Origin of the sequence: Eikenella halliae, from assembly GCF_001648475.1 — a bacterium.
Lineage (GTDB): Bacteria > Pseudomonadota > Gammaproteobacteria > Burkholderiales > Neisseriaceae > Eikenella > Eikenella halliae.
Genome location: NZ_LXSQ01000011.1, coordinates 1 through 16,539, shown reverse-complemented (window position 1 = coordinate 16,539; position 16,539 = coordinate 1). Strand labels below are relative to the sequence as shown.

Sequence of the window (16,539 nt, the reverse complement as noted above, 5' to 3'; positions counted from 1 at the left end):
TGAAATAAAAATGCTACTGCGTTGGTTGGCTTTGCCGTATGTGTATATTGTCTGCGGCTTGCTGCCTGGCCTCATTCTTATTTTGATCCGATATAGTTCCTGGGGTTGAGGTGGCCCAGCATTTGGGTGTTGCTGTAGAAGCTGATGGGTTCATTTCCGATGCCAGCTCGGGCGAATGGGGCAGCGAGCAGGAGAATGAGGAGGGTGTGGAGCTTGGTCATGATTTCATACCTAGGTAGTTCATGCCGATATGTTTCAGGTAGCCTTTGATGCTGCGGATGATAACGCTGCTGGTTTTCGGCTGGAGGAAGCCTGCTTTTTCTTGGCGGATGGTACTGTCGAATTTTTCTAGCGCTTCGAGTACGAAGGCGGGGCGGCTGTGCAAGATGCGTAGGCCGTGGTGTTGTTCGAAGTAGAGCCAGTCATCGGCCGTGGCACAAGGGGTTTGTGTTGCCCGGCACAATTTTTCCGCGCCTTCACGGCTGATGATGTAGGCAACGGTGCCGCAGCCGTATTGCTCCCATGGGGTGCCAAAATAGATAGCGTGGCCGTCTGTATTCATTTTGGCACGATGCTTGATGGGGATGCGACGGTAGTAGTAGGGGAGTTGGTGTGGCAGGGTTTTGACGTAACCTAATATCAGGATGTCGAACGGATATTGGGCGGATAGGGCTTTCAGGTAGCCTTCATTCAATAAGGGCTGAGGATTGCGGATAAATTCGGCATCGTCTTCCAAAATCAGGGCGTAGGGGTGCTGTTGGCGGACAATGTGGGCATAAACCTGATGATGGCTGAGGGCACAGCCTAATTCGCCTTGGGTAAGCCAGCGTTGTTTTTTGGTTTTTTTATGTAGTAGCCGGGATGAGAGACGTTCGATATCGGATTGACTGGCTTGGCGCATATCCACGGCATCGATAAATGTAGCTTCAATGCCCACCCGCGCACATTCCTGCTGCATGTGTTCGCGCCGGTCTTGCTGGTTGGCAAGGGAGATAATGTAAGTTGGAATCATGACGTGGGATCAAAGAGTTGTTTCAAGTGTGCGCCGAAGGTGCCGGGTTGGAAGCTTAAACGGCGGTCGAGTTTGTGCACTGGGGTTTGTGCAGTGATTTCGGCAAAAGCTTCGGCGTTGTAGGGTTGTTCTAATTTGGCCAGGAGCAGATGAGGCAGGGTGTCGTCTACGGGTTCGCCGGCTTGGCCTTGCAGATGGTTCCGCACCAGTTCATTGAACATGATTTGAAAGAAGAAGTAGTGCGGTATGTGGTTTTGGGTTTGCCAAAAATTCAACATCACATCGAGGCAGGTGTGAATCAGTAAGTTGCTGGGTCGGGCGGCGATAATGCAGTTGTTTACCTGAACTGGATGATCGGGCGACCAATTGAATACATCGGCGTTGAAGCTCTGCCAAAAGTCCTGATGGGCAGCTTTTGGAGAGCGTTGGTACATAAAGAAATCTATTTGCGCCCATTCTTTTGGGAGTGGGGCAGTGAGCAGTATAGAGGCATCCAGCCAAACGCCGCCGTAAATATCCAATAATGCCAAACGCAACAGATCGGCAAAAAAAGCGGGTTTGAATGCTGGATGTTGGCGTTTGGCTTGAACGAAATCGGGCAGATCCAAATAATTGTGCAGAGTTTGGTCGTCTAGCCGAATAAGTTGGTAGTCGCCGAGATTTTGTTCAACTGAGCGGAAACACAGGCGCACCATTTCTGGCAGTTGCTCTGGTTCCAGGCCTTGTCCCCAGTATTGCCAGATGATTTTTTGCCCGCGCAAATCTTGCTTGGCTTGAAAATTAAAACGGGGCAGCTGTCCTTGGAAGTAGGCTTGCAGGAAAGGTCGCCATAATTCGGCAGTGTGATACATCTGTTTCCGGCTGGCGTATGCGTTGATTGTATTGCGCAGGGGTTTGGGGATGAGACCGCGGTAGAAGATTTTCCACGGCCTTTGGTTGAGACGCAGCAGCGGGGTGGCGGTGGAGGCGAAATGATCGGCGGGAAACGGCATGGGCTGATGTTCCTAGGCTACCTGAAAACGGTACGGGCTATTTTACACTATTGGAATGGTAGATGGCTGTGACGGGGTTTACTGGGTTTTCAGGTAGCCTGAACTATTTTTTGAGCAGCCGCAGCAGGTATTGGCCGTATTGGTTTTTGGCCATGGGTTTGGCTAAATCGGCCAATTGCTCATTGGAAAGCCAGCCGTTGCGCCAGGCGATTTCTTCGAGGCAGGCTACCTGAAGGGCTTGCACGTTTTGGATGGTGCGCACGAAGGCGGCGGCTTCGTGCAGGCTTTCATGTGTGCCGGTGTCGAGCCAGGCGAAGCCGCGGCCGAGCAGTTGTACGGAAAGGCTGCCGTCTTCGAGATAGAGTTGGTTGAGGTCGGAGATCTCGAGCTCGCCGCGTGCGGAAGGCTTGATTTGTTTGGCGAATTTGACTACGCGTTTGTCGTAGAAATAGAGGCCGGTTACCGCCCAGTTGGATTTGGGTTGTTTGGGTTTTTCTTCGATAGATAGGGCTTTGAGGTGCGGGTCGAATTCGACCACGCCGAAGCGTTCGGGGTCTTTCACTTGGTAGGCGAATACGGTGGCGCCGTGGGTTTGGGCGGCGGCTTGCTGCAGGGTTTGGGTGAAGGATTGGCCGTAGAAGATGTTGTCGCCCAATACGAGGCAGACGTTGTCGCTGCCAATAAATTCTTCGCCGATGATGAAGGCTTGGGCAAGGCCGTCCGGGCTGGGTTGTACGGCGTATTGCAGGCGGATGCCGAAGTCGCTGCCGTTGCCGAGCAGGCGGCGGAAGGCGGCGTTGTCTTCGGGGGTGGTGATGATGAGGATGTCGCGGATGCCGGCCAGCATTAACACCGATAGGGGGTAATAAATCATCGGTTTGTCGTATACGGGCAGAAGCTGTTTGGATACGCCGCGTGTGATGGGGTAGAGCCGTGTGCCGGAACCGCCGGCAAGGATGATGCCTTTCATTCCTTCATTTCTCCTTTGCAGAAGGCTACCTGAAAGCGGTAAAGCGTTTTCAGGTAGCCTGTTGCGAGTTGCTAGGTGTTTATTCCGCGCCCAGCAGTTTGCCGTTGTAGCGGCCGAAGAATTCGCTGATTTCAAAGAATACTTCTTTGCGCTCGCCGTTCGGGCCGACTACGCTGATGCGGTCGTAGATGCCGTTTTGCCCTTGAACCAGGGCTTGGCCGACTTTGCGGTAGCCGGGCATGTTTTGGGCAATCCAGCGGTTTTCGGCGGCAATGCCGCGCGGGGTGTCGTTTTCGTGGATAACTACGGCGCGCTCTTGGCTGCTGCCGTCAGCACGTTGCTGCTGCTGAGTGGCGGCGGGTGCGCGGTGGGGGCGGGTTTTGGCTTCCACGCTGCCGGAGAGGGCAAGGCCGAGGGCAAGGAAGCCGAGTAGTGCGGTGTGGCGGATGTTCATGAAGAGGCTCCAATTTATCGGGTTGATGAATGGCCGAGCCGTTCCAGGCGGTAGCGGCCGTCGAGAATGCGTTGCCACCAAGGGCGGTTGGACAAATACCATTGTACGGTTTTCCGCATGCCGGATTCAAATGTTTCCTGCGGCCGCCAGCCGAGCTCGCGGCCGATTTTGGCGGCATCGATAGCGTAGCGCAAATCGTGGCCGGGGCGGTCGGGTACGAAGGTAATTAAGTCTTCATAACGCGCTACGCCGGCCGGCTTTTCTGGAGCAAGTTCTTCCAGCAGAGTGCAGATGGTTTGCACTACTTCGAGATTGGTTTTTTCGTTGTGGCCGCCGATATTGTAGCTCTCGCCGATTTTGCCTTGGTTGATGACTTGGTACAGTGCGCGGGCATGGTCTTCCACGAAGAGCCAATCGCGGATTTGCTGCCCGTTGCCGTAGACAGGCAACGGTTTGCCGGCCAGGGCGTTCAGAATCATCAGCGGAATGAGTTTTTCGGGGAAGTGGTAGGGGCCGTAGTTGTTGGAGCAGTTGGTGATGATGGTGGGTAGACCGTAGGTGCGTTGCCAGGCGCGTACAAGATGGTCGCTGGAGGCTTTGCTGGCGGAATAGGGGCTGGAGGGGGCGTAGGGCGTGGTTTCGGTGAATAGATCATCCGTGCCGTGCAAGTCGCCATACACTTCATCGGTGGAAATATGGTGGAAGCGGAATGTCGAGCGGCGGTTTTCAGGTAGCCCCTGCCAGTAGGCACGAGCTGCTTCGAGCAGATTAAAGGTGCCGACAATATTGGTTTGGATAAATTCACCGGCACTGTCTATGCTCCTATCCACATGGCTTTCTGCTGCCAGATGCATCACCGCGTCGGGTTGATACTGGGCAAATACGCGGTCGAGCTTGGCACGGTTGCAAATATCCACTTGCTCGAAGGTATAGCGGGGGCTACCTGAAACTTCTGCCAAGGATTCAAGGTTGCCCGCGTAGGTTAGCTTGTCGAGATTGATAACGGAATCTCGAGTGTGGCGGATGATGTGGCGGATAACTGCCGAGCCGATAAAGCCGGCACCGCCGGTAATGAGGAGGTTCAATCAAATCTCCGATTAAGTTTTTTCCCTAAGGTCATTGAGGGTTTCTCAATAAATTTAAAAGTAGGAATAGAGATAATAATGGTCAATAATATACAAATAATTTGGTTAACATATATATTTAAATTTGGCAAATACATATACACAATTTGTTGCACAAAAAATCCCCATAGATATACGCTATAAGAAATATCTATTGGTACCCGGATTTTTTTTATAAAGTTGAGTGTTCCAATATAAAGTAATAATGTTGATGAAAAATAGAAAAATGTTAAATGTTTCAGGTAGTTTTCTTCAGATAGATAGGATATTATAAAAAAAGCAATAGGGTATGCTAAGGATACTGGAACATTTTCTTTATGTATAGCGAATAAAGCACCAAGAGCAAAGCATGCTAATGCTAAAGAAACGCTTAAGTTTTGTTTTGAGAAAAATAAGCCATCACCGATATTCAAGATAGGTAGTATGATAATAAGTAGGCACACGACTGATAAATATCTTATATTCTTTTTACCACCAGTTATAATGTAGGCAGAAAATAAAGAGAAATATGCTCCTACTTCAAAGGGAATTGTCCATAAAGAACCGTTAACAGCATTTTTATATATATTCCCTGTGAAAACACCCGGAAGATTATATTCGATTTTCAATTTTGCGCTATGGCGTAAGTATTGAGATACTCCACCATCGCTAAAATATTGAGTTATATCTAATGAGCTAAGAAATGGGGAGATAATTACAGCAGTTGTAATAAGCACAAAAAGGAAAGGTGGATATATTCTAAAAAAGCGAGAAATTATAAATTTCTTTAAATTATCACTCGATATAAGGCTGTTAGTAACTAAGATACCACTAAGAAGAAAGAAAAACTCAACTGCTAAGCCCCCACCATTAGCCAAACCTCTAGATAATTTAGTAAAAACATCTGATTGGCCAGATGAGAAGGCTAGTTCAAAGCTATGTGAATAGATAACTATAATAGCTGCAATTAGCCTAAGTAGATCAAAATTATTATTACCTTTTTCTATAAAATAAGATAGTTTATTATTCATTTTTAATTTAATTCTGCATTATCTGTGAAGAGGCTATATATAAGTCTAAAATTACTCAAATGGGATTATATCCATTGGAATATTTCTATATTTAAATAGATGTAATTTCTTATTTACTCTCCATAACTCGCGTAGTATTTTTTGTTTTAAATTTCTATTCATTTTATTATTTTTCTTTAGTTTTCTATCTGATTCAAGTTGACTGCTTAATAAGGTATCTTCAGGCCTGATAATGATTTCTTGGATACATATCGCAGGATAGAGCTGAAAAATAGATAAATTTTTTGAGGCAAGAAGATGATCAAATAGTAATCCATCAACCGCAATAAAATTCTCTGTTTCAATCTCTCTTATTTTTTTTAAAAGAAAAGCAGCAGATTGGCGAGACAAGATATATCCGCCACCACCATAGTGATCACTACACAACTTCATTAGACTATGATTGGAATTTGGTAGTTTGTAGTCAATAGTATCTACTTGGCAAAGTTGCAAAGTGGTTTCAATTTTTATAACAAAATTTTTATATAATAGAAATAAATCATCCAACCATTTTGATTCGTTTAATATAATATTTGCTTGTTTACCAAGCCAAATGTCATCTTCAAAAATAGCAATATATGGCCATTCCTCATCAACACATTTTTTCCATAACATAATGTGACTCATTAGACAGGATTTTTCTCCATCTGTCATATGTGTTACCCGATTAAGGTTAGGAGCAACACTCTGAATAAGTTCGGTTAACTCTATAGATGGAGTAATGGCATTATAAAAGGAGAAAGGTATATTATATTTTGAAAATTCATTAATAATATGCTGCCTTCTATTAAGGCTAGTTCTGATGCTAATTACATAGTTATGTAGCATAATATAATGGATATAATAGATTTTATATTAAATAGGTAGCTTGATGAATTTATAAAAGAATCTACCTGTATCTGTAATTAGATTTACAATATCAAAATATCTTTTTCCACCAGGATTTTTTATTTTCTTTCTCTGAATACAGGTTAGTGTATTTAACCATATAATTTATTCTTCCATATTCAGCTAGTTTTGCAGCATTGCTTTGAATATCTAATAAATCAAAGAGTGAATTATTGAATTCATTTTTCTCAAATAGGATTCCAAATCCATGTTGTCCATGGATTAGATAAAGAGCAAGATTGAGCTCGCTTTTTTTTATGAAGTCCTCTACAGCGGTTAATACGCCATTCTTTTCTCCACCTTCATGTATAGCATTTGCAACATCATGGTTCAAACCAAGTTGTGAGTCATTTGATAATTCGTTTTGATTGGGAATAATACCTTGTTTCTTATGTGGTTGTTGGAACTCCAGAGGAATGTTTTCAGGATTGTAATACATATCTCTTCTTGCATAAGGCCACCCAATATCATGGAAGAATATAATAGGGAATGGGTGGTTATTCAATAAATTTATTTTTTCAATAGTTTTTAATTCATTGAAAACAGTATACCAGTTATGATCGCCATCAATCATAGTAATATCACAAGGATCTATTTGTGGTAACGCATTTAGACTTAGATCAGAAACCATATTAAATTTATTACCATACTTTTCTTTTAGGGAGTTGAAATCAAATAAAGGGAAGGGATCTATAGAGGTTAGACGACAATCATGATTTTCACAGTATGTCAGAATTTTAGTTGTGTTTAGCCCTCTTTCTGCTCCAATTTCAATAATGTGCTTAGGAGAAATTTTTTCTAAGTATGGCTGAATTGCAAATTCGTAGAAATGTTGCATAATAATATCCTTTCTGTATTAAGATTAGTTATGAATTATATATTTTCTTATAACGACTTGGTTTAAATATCTTATAGTATATTTTTCGTAATGGCATATTATAGTGAGCTAATTTCTTTTCTCTATGTTTTTTGAATACACCTAATAGTTCATGAAAGAATAATCCGTTTTCTTTGTAAAATAAATAGTGTTTATTGTATAGTCTTAGTAAATTATCAGATTTTTTCTGTTCGCTAGCTGTATTGCATATTGAAGATGAATCCTCTCGCTGCCGATAAAGAAATAAGGGTTCAGGTATTCTATGAACTTTACCTCCAAACTCTAATATAGAAATATATAAATCCCAGTCTTCATACATTTCTAGGCTGGTATCAAATCCACCAGTCATATCAAAAAAAGACTTTCTAACTAATGATGTAATACAAATACTATTTTCTAAGAGAAAGTCTTTGATTTCAAATTGGCGACACCAGGTTTGATTCTTAGCTCCAAATAATTGAACATCACTACAGACAATGGCAACCGTTTCATCATTTTCAGCTATATTGCTGCATTTTTTCAGAAAATCAGGATGTAGTTTGTCATCAGAGTCTAGACAAACTAAGTATTTACCCTTGGCATGTTTGATAGCATTCATCCTTGCAATCATGCAGTAACTATTTTCTTGAGACATGACAGTTAGTTGCTGATATTTTTCTTGGTATTTATATAAAATATCTAGCGTATTATCTGTAGAACCATCATCTATAGCAATAACTTCAAAGTTTTGCAGTGTCTGAGAAAATAAGCTATCCAATGTTTCTGGTAAATATTGGGCAGTATTGAAACACGGAATAATAACAGATATTAAAGGGCTTGATGAGGGTTTCATTATAAGGAGTAAGATCTATTATTTTGGTAAATCAATACTTTGGTATGGGTAAATCTGTAAAATATAGTTTATCCAATTTCCGAAGCTATATTTTTTTCTAATAGATTCGTCAATATCAAAATATGGTTTATCTAGAAAGTTATCAATAATATCAAAATTTGTACCATCCCAGATTAGGTGATTATTTGGATGGTAAAAATCATAGTATTTAATTTGAGAGTTGGTTGTAATGAGCTTTTGTTTTCTTCCTAGTGCTTCAAAGGCTCGAAAAGATAATCCTTTATGTTCATCAATTACAAAATCTATTAAGACTCTTGCCTTGTTAGCTTTCTCTAAATTTTCTTGGAAGTCAATGTATTGATCAATTAGTGTAATACTGTCATCTGGATAAATTTCTCTCCCATTTCCACTCTCCCGCCATAACACATTAATATCAGCTGTTTTTTTTCTCTCTTTTATATAGCGACCAAAAGAGGTAATAACCCCTACCCTTGAGTTCATGTGGACTCCCGTAAAGTAGAAATCGACAGTTCTCTCCAATTGATTATCTAGGTTATGATCAAAATAGAAATTAGTGGCCGGGAGGAGTTGGTAGTTTAGGGTATTTAAATCGTCTGGGTCAAAAACATAGAATCTATCAAAGCTATTAATTAATGGATAAATTTTTGGAAATCTGTGTAATCCATCAAATTGATAGTTTACAACGCCGTTCTTGCTTTGATCCCGAACAAATTTAATGAAGTCTTGACTATAGGTTTCTCCATTAATAAAAAAGGCATAGTCCAAGCCGTTTTCTGATTTAATTCTTTCAAGGATATTATTCTGCAATGCCTGCAGTTTCAGATGTTTTTTAGGAGAGGCATCTTTATATACAAGTTTCCTCCATTTTGTGTATAGCCAACTTGTGAAAGATGGATAATGGAAGTAACTATTTTCCTCTATTTCTCTTAAATCAATTACACAGAATCCATGATATTTCAGATTATCATGGACTAACTTGTAAAGCCCAGATACGGGGGGCATACCAAAAAGAACAGTTTTATTTGGCATTGCTATAATTCACTATAATGAGCATTAAACTCTAATACGAGTATGGTATGTAGATGAAGAAGATTCACTCACTCAACACCGCAATATCCGCTACCGCGTTCATCTGCTCCGCCAAACGGTTCAGCAGGTTCAGGCGGTTTTGCTTCACGGCGGGGTCTTCAGCCATCACCATCACGCTGTCGAAGAAGGCATCGACTTGCGGTTTGACGGAAGCCAGTTCGGACAAGGCAGTCTGGAAATTGCCTTCGGCAACAGCGGCGGCAATTTTCGGCTGCAAGTCTTGTGCGGCGGCGCACAGGGCTTTTTCTTCGTCTTGTTGCAGCAGGCTTTCATTGACTTCGCCCAATTCGGCATCGGCTTTTTTCAGCAGGTTTTGCACGCGTTTGTTGGCGGCGGCGAGCGCGGCGGCTTCAGGCAGTTGTTTGAACGCGGCAACGGCTTGCAGTTTGGCGGTCAAATCGTCCAAACGGCGCGGCTGTTTGGCGAGTACGGCAGCGACGATGTCTTGCGGATAGTCGTTTTGCAACAACACGGCAAGGCGCGCCTGCATGAAATCGGCGGTTTCAGACGGCGTTTTTTCGTTGAGCAAACCTTTGGGGAAGCTGTCGAAGGTCGTCTGAATCAGTTCGTTCACGTCCAAGCCATACTGCATCAGCATCCGCAAAATACCCAAGGCGGCGCGGCGCAGGGCGTAGGGGTCTTTGTCGCCGGTCGGAATCAGGCCGATGCCCCAAATGCCGACCAAAGTTTCCAGCTTGTCGGCCAGCGCTACGGCGGTGGCGGTTTTGCTTTCAGGTAGCCTATCGCCGGCAAAACGTGGCTGATAGTGCTGCTCAATGGCTTCGGCGATTTCTTCGGTTTCGCCGTCCAAGCGGGCGTAGTATTTGCCCATCGTGCCTTGCAGTTCGGGGAACTCGCCGACCATTTCGGTCACCAAGTCGGCTTTTGCCAAACGCGCGGCACGTTCGGCTGCGGTGGCATCCGCACCCAAAGCCTTGGCGATATGGGCGGCGATGCTTTGCAGGCGTTCGATGCGTTCGGCCTGCGAACCGATTTTGTTGTGGTACACCACGTTTGCCAGTTTGGGCAGGCGGCTTTCCAAAGTCGCTTTTTGGTCTTGTTTGTAGAAAAACTCGGCATCAGACAGGCGCGCGCGCAAGACGCGTTCGTTGCCTTGGATGATGTGCGACGGGTCTTCGGTTTGCAGGTTGGAGACCAGCAGGAAGCGATTCATTAGCTTGCCGTTTTGGTCGAGCATCGGGAAGTATTTTTGGTTTTGCTGCATGGTCAGAATCAAACATTCCTGTGGCACGGCGAGGAAATGTTCTTCAAAACCGGCTTCCAAAACAACGGGGTATTCGACCAGTGCGGTAACTTCGTCCAACAGGGCTTCATCGGCGGCAACGGTGGCTTTCAGACGACCTGCCTGCTCGTTCAAGGCCGTCTGAATCGCGGCTTTACGCTCAGCAAACGAAGCGACGACTTTGCCTTGCTCGCGCATTTGTGCGGTATAGCTGTCGGCGTTTTCAATGGTGATTTCGCCGCTGGAAAGGAAGCGGTGTCCCAGGGTTTGATTGCCGCTTTGCAGACCCAAAACGCTGATGTTCACAATGTCGTCGCCGTGCAGCACAATCAGCCCGTGAACGGGGCGCACAAAGGTAAACGTGCTGCTGCCCCAACGCATCACTTTCGGAATCGGCAGTTTCTTAACGGCTTGATTGATAATGTCTTCCAAAAGTTCGCCCAGCAGTTTGCCGGTTTGGACGTATTCGTAGGCGTACACATCCTGCTTGCCGTCGTGGACGATGGTCAAGTCTTCGATTTTCGCGCCTGCGCCGCGTGCGAAACCTTCCAAAGCCTTGGTCGGCGCACCGTCTTTCATGGCATTCGCCACGGCAGGGCCTTTTTTTACGATTTTCTGATCGGCTTGAACGGCTTTAACGTTTTTGACTTGAACGGCCAAACGGCGCGGCGAGGCGTAGGCAGTGTATTCGACCGCGCCATCAATCAGTTGTGCTTTTTCCAAGCCTTCGGCAACAGAAGCGGCGAAGTGGTTGCCTAGATTATTCAGGGCTTTCGGAGGAAGCTCTTCAGTAAGGAGTTCGATTAGAAGGGTCTGGGTGGTCATTGGAGCAAATCGTTTAAAAGTTTTCAGGTAGCCTGCTGTATGGTGCGGTGTGTTTATGCTGTTTTATTAAGTAATGATTCTAGCATTTTCAGGCTGCATGCGCTCTGTTTTTAATCAGCGGGAAACCGAGTTTCTCGCGGCTTTCGACGTATTTCTGCGCCACGGCGCGGCTCAGTGCGCGGATGCGGCCGATGTAGGTGGCGCGCTCGGTTACGGAAATGGCGCCGCGTGCGTCTAGGAGGTTGAAGGTGTGGCCGGCTTTGAGGACGAGCTCGTAGGCGGGCAGGGCGAGGCTGGTGTCTTCCACGGCCAGCAGGCGTTTGGCTTGCGCTTCGTAGTCGTTGAACTGGCGCAGCAGCCAGTCGGCATCGCTGTATTCGAAGTTGTAGGTGGATTGTTCGACTTCGTTTTGGTGGTACACATCGCCGTAAGTTATGGTGTTGCCGTCGAGCGTTTTTGCCCAAACGAGGTCGTAAACGTTTTCCACGCCTTGCAGGTACATCGCCAGGCGTTCGATGCCGTAGGTGATTTCGCCGAGCACGGGGGTGCAGTCGATGCCGCCGACTTGTTGGAAGTAGGTGAATTGGGTAACTTCCATGCCGTTGAGCCAAACTTCCCAGCCCAAGCCCCATGCGCCGAGGGTGGGGTTTTCCCAGTCGTCTTCGACGAAGCGGATATCGTGCACTTTGGGGTCGATGCCCAATTCACGCAGGGAATCGAGATAGAGGTCTTGGATATTGGCGGGGGCGGGCTTGAGGGCTACCTGAAATTGATAGTAGTGCTGCAGACGGTTGGGGTTGTCGCCGTAGCGGCCGTCTTTGGGGCGACGGCTGGGTTGAACATAGGCGGCAAACCACGGTTCGGGGCCGAGTGCGCGCAGGCAGGTGGCGGGGTGGGATGTGCCGGCGCCGACTTCCATATCGAGCGGCTGGAGCAGGGTGCAGCCTTGGGCGGCCCAGTAGGTTTGCAGTTTGAAGATGATTTGTTGGAAGGTGAGCATGGTTGTGCGGGAAGGTTGGAAAAATAATGGCGGTATTGTACTTGGTTTGCCGATTAAACAAAACAAAGCCAAAGGCTACCTGAAAATGGTTGCCGGGATTTTCAGGTAGCCTTTTCATCTTTAAGAAGGCACGGCTGAAGCATTTTGCTTCGGCGGGCAGGGTGGTTCGCTGCTTTCCACCGAGAGGCTACCTGAAAACTAATCGGGCGATTTCAGGTAGCCCCGCCAAACCGGCTAGGCTTCGGCAAAACGCACGCCGGTGAGCTGGGAGTTCAGAATGGCTTGGCGCAGAGCCTGCAATGCTTGTGGGCGCACGAAGTTGCGGCGCGAGGCCAATACGATGCGGCGGTTGGGCACGGGCGGCTCGAAGGGGATGATGGAAAACAGCAGGTGGTCGTTATCTGTGAGGGCGTTGGAAGGCAGCACGCTGATGCCCAGGCCGCTGGCCACCATGTGGCGGATGGTGTTGATGGAACTGCCCTGCAGGGTGTTGGCCAGGCCGAGAATGCGCTGGCGGGAGGCCAGTTTGCTGCAGCTTTCTAAAACTTGGTCGCGCATGCAGTTGCCTTCGCTGAGCAGCAGCACTTGCTGTTCTGTCAGCTGCTGCACGGATACGGCGTCGAGCTCTTCAAACTCGTGCCCCTTCGGTACGATGACGAAAAACGGCTCGTCATACAGCGGCTCGGTGATGATGCCGGGCTCTTGGAAGGGCTCGGCCACCACGATGGCGTCCAACTCGCCTTTTTTTAGGGAGTCGGTGAGGTTGGCGGTGTAGTGCTCTTCCAGCATCAGCGGCATATCGGGCGCCAGCTTGCGCAGCGACAAAATCAGGCGTGGCAGCAAATAAGGCGCTACGGTGAAAATCAGCCCCAGCTTGAATACGCCGGCCAGCTCGTTTTGCTCGGAGGCGGCCAGGTGTTTGATGCGGTCGGCTTCCTCTAGCACGCGGTGCGCCTGGGTGATGATGCGCTCGCCGGTTTCTGTAGGCTTGACTTCGTTGCTGCTGCGGTCGAACAGCGAAACGGAAAGCTCCTCTTCCAGCTTTTTAATCGCGATGGAGAGGGTGGGCTGGCTGACAAAGCAGCGTTGGGCGGCGCGGCCGAAGTGGCGTTCTTGTGCAACGGCCACAATATAGCGCAGTTCGGTCAGGGTCATGGCTCAGCCCTCTTCGCTTTTGCGTTGCAGGTCGGGCAAAACGATGTTGAGTTCCAACACGTCTACGCCGTTTTGCGTTTCCTGCGAGATACGGATGTCGTCGAGCGAAACATGCACGTATTTCGACAGCACTTCCAGCAGCTCTTTCTGTAGGGTGGGCAGGTAGTCCGGCGCTTGGGATTTCACGCGTTCCTGCGCAATAATGATTTGCAGGCGGTCGCGGGCGATGCTGGCGGATTTGTTTTTCTTGCCGAACAATACATCAATCAATGACATGGCCTATCCTCCGAACAGGCGTTGCAGGAAGCCTTTTTTCTCTGCTTCCAGGAAACGCATCGGCCGGTTTTCGCCCAACAAACGAGCCACCACGTCTTTATAGGCTTCGGCGGCAGGCACGCCTTCCTGATGAATGACGGGCAAGCCGACGTTGGAGGCTTGCAACACGTTTTGCGATTCGGGAATCACGCCCAAGAGGGGAATGCGCAGCACGTCTTCGATGTCTTTCACAGAAAGCATTTCGCCGCTTTCCACGCGCTCGGGGTTGTAGCGGGTAATCAGCAGGTGTTCTTTCACCTGTTCGCCTTTTTCGGCATGACGGCTCTTGCTCTGCAGGATGCCCAAGATGCGGTCGGAGTCGCGCACGCTGGACACTTCGGGATTGGTGGTAACGATGGCTTCGTCGGCAAAATACAGTGCCATCAGTGCGCCGGTTTCGATGCCGGCGGGCGAGTCGCAAATCACGAATTCGAAACCCATTTCTTCAGTGAGCTCGGAGAGCACGCGTTCCACGCCTTCGCGGGTGAGTGCGTCTTTATCGCGGGTTTGCGAGGCGGGCAGCACGAACAGATTGTCGCAATGTTTGTCTTTAATCAGAGCCTGGTTGAGCGTGGCTTCGTTTTGGATGACGTTGATTAAGTCGTACACCACGCGGCGTTCGCAACCCATGATGAGGTCGAGGTTGCGCAGGCCGACGTCGAAGTCGATGACGGCGGTTTTGTGTCCTTTCAAAGCCAGGCCGCTGGCGATGCTGGCGCTGGTGGTGGTTTTGCCCACGCCGCCTTTGCCGGAGGTTACTACGATGATTTTTGCCACGGTTATGGTCCTTTCCCTTAAGTGAATCTGTTTTGTGAAATGGGTTGTTGTGCTTGGCGGGCTACCTGAAAATGGTTTGCCGCCGTTTGTATTTTGTGTGTAGCCGATTAAATGTGGGCTGCTTTCAAATAATCTCGCTGAGGGCGGCGATGGCCAGCCGCTCTTTTTGCAGGTAAACCTGCACGGCTTGGCGGTGTAGGTGCGGCGGCAGTTGTTGGTCGAAAGTGCGGTAGATGCCGGCGATGGATACCAGTTCGGCCTGCATCGATTGGGCGAAAATGCGGGAGGTTTGGTCGCCGCCCGCGCCGGCCAGGGCGCGGCCGCGCAGGGGGGCATAAACGTGGATATGGCCGTCGGCAATCACTTCGGCTCCTTCGTTTACCAAGCCCAGCACGATCAGGTCGGCGTTTTCGGCATACACCTGCTGACCGGTGCGGATGGGTTTCTCCACCACAAGGGTTTGGCGCACGACAGGGGCTGGCGGGGTGTTGGGCGTTTCGTGTTGCGTGTTTTCAGGTAGCCTTTTGTGTTCCTCACCATTGGCGTTATCGCTGCAAAAGGCTAAATGATGGGCGCGGGCGGCTGCCTGCCATTGTTCGTCGTGATGGCGCAGGGTGCCGATGGGCAGGCTGTGTTCGGCAAACAAGCCGAGCAGGCTGTCTAAATCCAGATTATCCGGCGAGTCGAATGCCTGCACGTCGAGCAGCAGCGGCATATCGCTGAGCTCGCAGTATTGTGCAGCGCGCTCGGTGAGGGTTTGCCGGATGGCAGCCAGATCGGTGGTGTTGAGCTGGATGGCGAGCGCGTTGAGACGGGCGGATTTGATGTCGAATGCTGGCTTCATCGGTGCGATGGAGTCGTAATTTAGGAATTGAAACGGCTCGCAGTTTACCGTTTTATGTAGGCTACTTCAAATCTGCGCATCATATCGGCTTGTAGCAGGCTACCTGAAAACTTGGCTTATAATGTGGCCAATCGGTTTCAGGTAGCCTATTTGGCAAGAGTGAGGCTACCTGAAAACCAGTTTGAGCAATTTAAATGGAAAAGCTATGCAGAAGCCGATACGGATTTTGGGCATCGACCCGGGCAGCCGGGTAACGGGATTTGGTGTGATTGATGTGCTGGGGCAGAGCCAGCGCTATGTGGCATCCGGTTGCATCAAAACCATCCCGGGCGACGAGCTGGCCGGACGCATTGGCATTATCGTGCAGCACATCGGTGAGATTATTGATACTTATCGGCCGAATCAGGCGGCGGTGGAGCAGGTGTTTGTGAATGTTAATCCCGCTGCCACGCTGATGCTGGGGCAGGCGCGCGGTGCGGCGGTGGCGGCGCTGGTGCTGCGAGGATTGCCGGTGTATGAATATACGGCTTTGCAGGTGAAGCAGGCGGTGGTGGGGCAGGGCAAGGCGGCCAAGGAGCAGGTGCAGCATATGGTGGTGCAGATGCTGAAGCTATCAGGGAAGCCGCAAGCTGATGCGGCTGACGGGTTGGCTGTAGCACTCACGCACGCATTGCGTAACCACAGTTTGGCAGCAAAATTACACAACGCTTCACAGATTAAAGGCGGTCGGTTTCAGGTTTAGTTTTCAGGTAGCCAGTGGTTGGTCGCATCTGTGCAGGATAAATTTCATTTCAGCTTAGTGATTTAGCGTTTTCCGTTAGATGTTTTGTTTCCTAGTATTTGACAAAGTATTCTGGGAGGCGTATAGTTCGCATCTTCGCTGTTCCTTACAGCACAATTTACTTTTCGCTTGCTATTTGCAGTTGTGGTTGTGTTTATGTGTTAGTTCGGTTCAGCAGCTCTTTAACAATCAGATTACCGATAAGTGTGGGTGTTTTACACCTGCACTGTTGAGAAGAAGACAAGACGATGTTTGACATTGTTCTGTCGGTTTCTTTGAAGCAGACCAGAA

18 protein-coding genes are annotated in these 16,539 nt (G+C 48.1%); 1 reads left to right on the top strand and 17 read right to left on the bottom strand.

Features of this window, described 5'->3' with window-relative positions; translation table 11 throughout:
- Positions 1–77: 77 nt before the first annotated feature.
- The 17 genes from A7Q00_RS13365 to minC all read right to left on the bottom strand — a co-directional run bounded on the left by A7Q00_RS13365 (position 78) and on the right by minC (position 15,467).
- Positions 78–221 (bottom strand): hypothetical protein, encoded by a 144-nt coding sequence (locus A7Q00_RS13365; protein ID WP_156503726.1) that lies wholly within the window; start codon positions 219–221, stop codon positions 78–80.
- Positions 218–1,012 carry a glycosyltransferase family 25 protein gene (locus A7Q00_RS03895; protein ID WP_064089321.1) on the bottom strand — a complete coding sequence of 265 codons (795 nt, stop codon included), beginning with the start codon at positions 1,010–1,012 and terminating at the stop codon, positions 218–220. Before A7Q00_RS03895 ends, A7Q00_RS13365 begins: the two co-directional genes overlap by 4 nt.
- Positions 1,009–2,004, bottom strand: a complete 996-nt coding sequence (locus tag A7Q00_RS03890; protein WP_064089320.1) for a capsular polysaccharide synthesis protein — start codon at positions 2,002–2,004, stop codon at positions 1,009–1,011. Before A7Q00_RS03890 ends, A7Q00_RS03895 begins: the two co-directional genes overlap by 4 nt.
- Before the next feature lie 103 nt (positions 2,005–2,107).
- Positions 2,108–2,974, bottom strand: coding sequence for a glucose-1-phosphate thymidylyltransferase RfbA (gene rfbA / locus A7Q00_RS03885; protein WP_064089319.1), 867 nt, complete (start codon positions 2,972–2,974; stop codon positions 2,108–2,110).
- 79 nt (positions 2,975–3,053) lie between these two features.
- The gene (locus A7Q00_RS03880) at positions 3,054–3,428 is read right to left on the bottom strand and encodes a hypothetical protein (protein WP_082887741.1); all 375 of its coding nucleotides are present in this window, start codon (positions 3,426–3,428) and stop codon (positions 3,054–3,056) included.
- A gap of 14 nt (positions 3,429–3,442) precedes the next feature.
- Positions 3,443–4,513 carry a dTDP-glucose 4,6-dehydratase gene (gene rfbB, locus A7Q00_RS03875; RefSeq protein ID WP_064089318.1) on the bottom strand — a complete coding sequence of 357 codons (1,071 nt, stop codon included), beginning with the start codon at positions 4,511–4,513 and terminating at the stop codon, positions 3,443–3,445.
- Positions 4,510–5,562, bottom strand: a complete 1,053-nt coding sequence (locus tag A7Q00_RS12755) for an acyltransferase family protein (RefSeq protein WP_082887740.1) — start codon at positions 5,560–5,562, stop codon at positions 4,510–4,512. The genes rfbB and A7Q00_RS12755 overlap by 4 nt, the downstream gene beginning before the upstream one ends.
- A 51-nt stretch (positions 5,563–5,613) precedes the next feature.
- Complete coding sequence (locus tag A7Q00_RS03870) at positions 5,614–6,429, bottom strand: glycosyltransferase family 25 protein (RefSeq protein ID WP_082887739.1); 816 nt, start codon at positions 6,427–6,429, stop codon at positions 5,614–5,616.
- Between the two features lie 91 nt (positions 6,430–6,520).
- Positions 6,521–7,327 carry a class I SAM-dependent methyltransferase gene (locus A7Q00_RS03865; RefSeq protein ID WP_064089316.1) on the bottom strand — a complete coding sequence of 269 codons (807 nt, stop codon included), beginning with the start codon at positions 7,325–7,327 and terminating at the stop codon, positions 6,521–6,523.
- A gap of 28 nt (positions 7,328–7,355) precedes the next feature.
- Positions 7,356–8,198 (bottom strand): glycosyltransferase family 2 protein, encoded by an 843-nt coding sequence (locus A7Q00_RS03860; RefSeq protein WP_082887738.1) that lies wholly within the window; start codon positions 8,196–8,198, stop codon positions 7,356–7,358.
- 18 nt (positions 8,199–8,216) lie between these two features.
- Complete coding sequence (locus A7Q00_RS03855; RefSeq protein WP_064089315.1) at positions 8,217–9,248, bottom strand: WaaS/CpsH family glycosyltransferase; 1,032 nt, start codon at positions 9,246–9,248, stop codon at positions 8,217–8,219.
- A 64-nt stretch (positions 9,249–9,312) separates the two neighbouring features.
- Positions 9,313–11,376 (bottom strand): glycine--tRNA ligase subunit beta, encoded by a 2,064-nt coding sequence (gene glyS / locus A7Q00_RS03850; protein WP_064089314.1) that lies wholly within the window; start codon positions 11,374–11,376, stop codon positions 9,313–9,315.
- 88 nt (positions 11,377–11,464) lie between these two features.
- On the bottom strand, positions 11,465–12,376 hold the full coding sequence (gene glyQ / locus A7Q00_RS03845; protein WP_064089313.1) for a glycine--tRNA ligase subunit alpha: 912 nt from the start codon (positions 12,374–12,376) through the stop codon (positions 11,465–11,467).
- Positions 12,377–12,610: 234 nt separating this feature from the next.
- Positions 12,611–13,531 carry a hydrogen peroxide-inducible genes activator gene (locus tag A7Q00_RS03840; protein ID WP_064089312.1) on the bottom strand — a complete coding sequence of 307 codons (921 nt, stop codon included), beginning with the start codon at positions 13,529–13,531 and terminating at the stop codon, positions 12,611–12,613.
- Positions 13,532–13,534: 3 nt separating this feature from the next.
- Positions 13,535–13,807, bottom strand: a complete 273-nt coding sequence (gene minE, locus A7Q00_RS03835) for a cell division topological specificity factor MinE (RefSeq protein ID WP_064089311.1) — start codon at positions 13,805–13,807, stop codon at positions 13,535–13,537.
- Positions 13,808–13,810: 3 nt separating this feature from the next.
- Positions 13,811–14,623 (bottom strand): septum site-determining protein MinD, encoded by an 813-nt coding sequence (gene minD / locus A7Q00_RS03830; protein ID WP_064089310.1) that lies wholly within the window; start codon positions 14,621–14,623, stop codon positions 13,811–13,813.
- A 124-nt stretch (positions 14,624–14,747) separates the two neighbouring features.
- Complete coding sequence (gene minC / locus A7Q00_RS03825; RefSeq protein WP_064089309.1) at positions 14,748–15,467, bottom strand: septum site-determining protein MinC; 720 nt, start codon at positions 15,465–15,467, stop codon at positions 14,748–14,750.
- Positions 15,468–15,672: 205 nt separating this feature from the next.
- Between minC and ruvC the strand changes: the two genes are divergently transcribed.
- Positions 15,673–16,209 carry a crossover junction endodeoxyribonuclease RuvC gene (ruvC, locus tag A7Q00_RS03820; protein ID WP_064089308.1) on the top strand — a complete coding sequence of 179 codons (537 nt, stop codon included), beginning with the start codon at positions 15,673–15,675 and terminating at the stop codon, positions 16,207–16,209.
- Positions 16,210–16,539 lie beyond the last annotated feature (330 nt).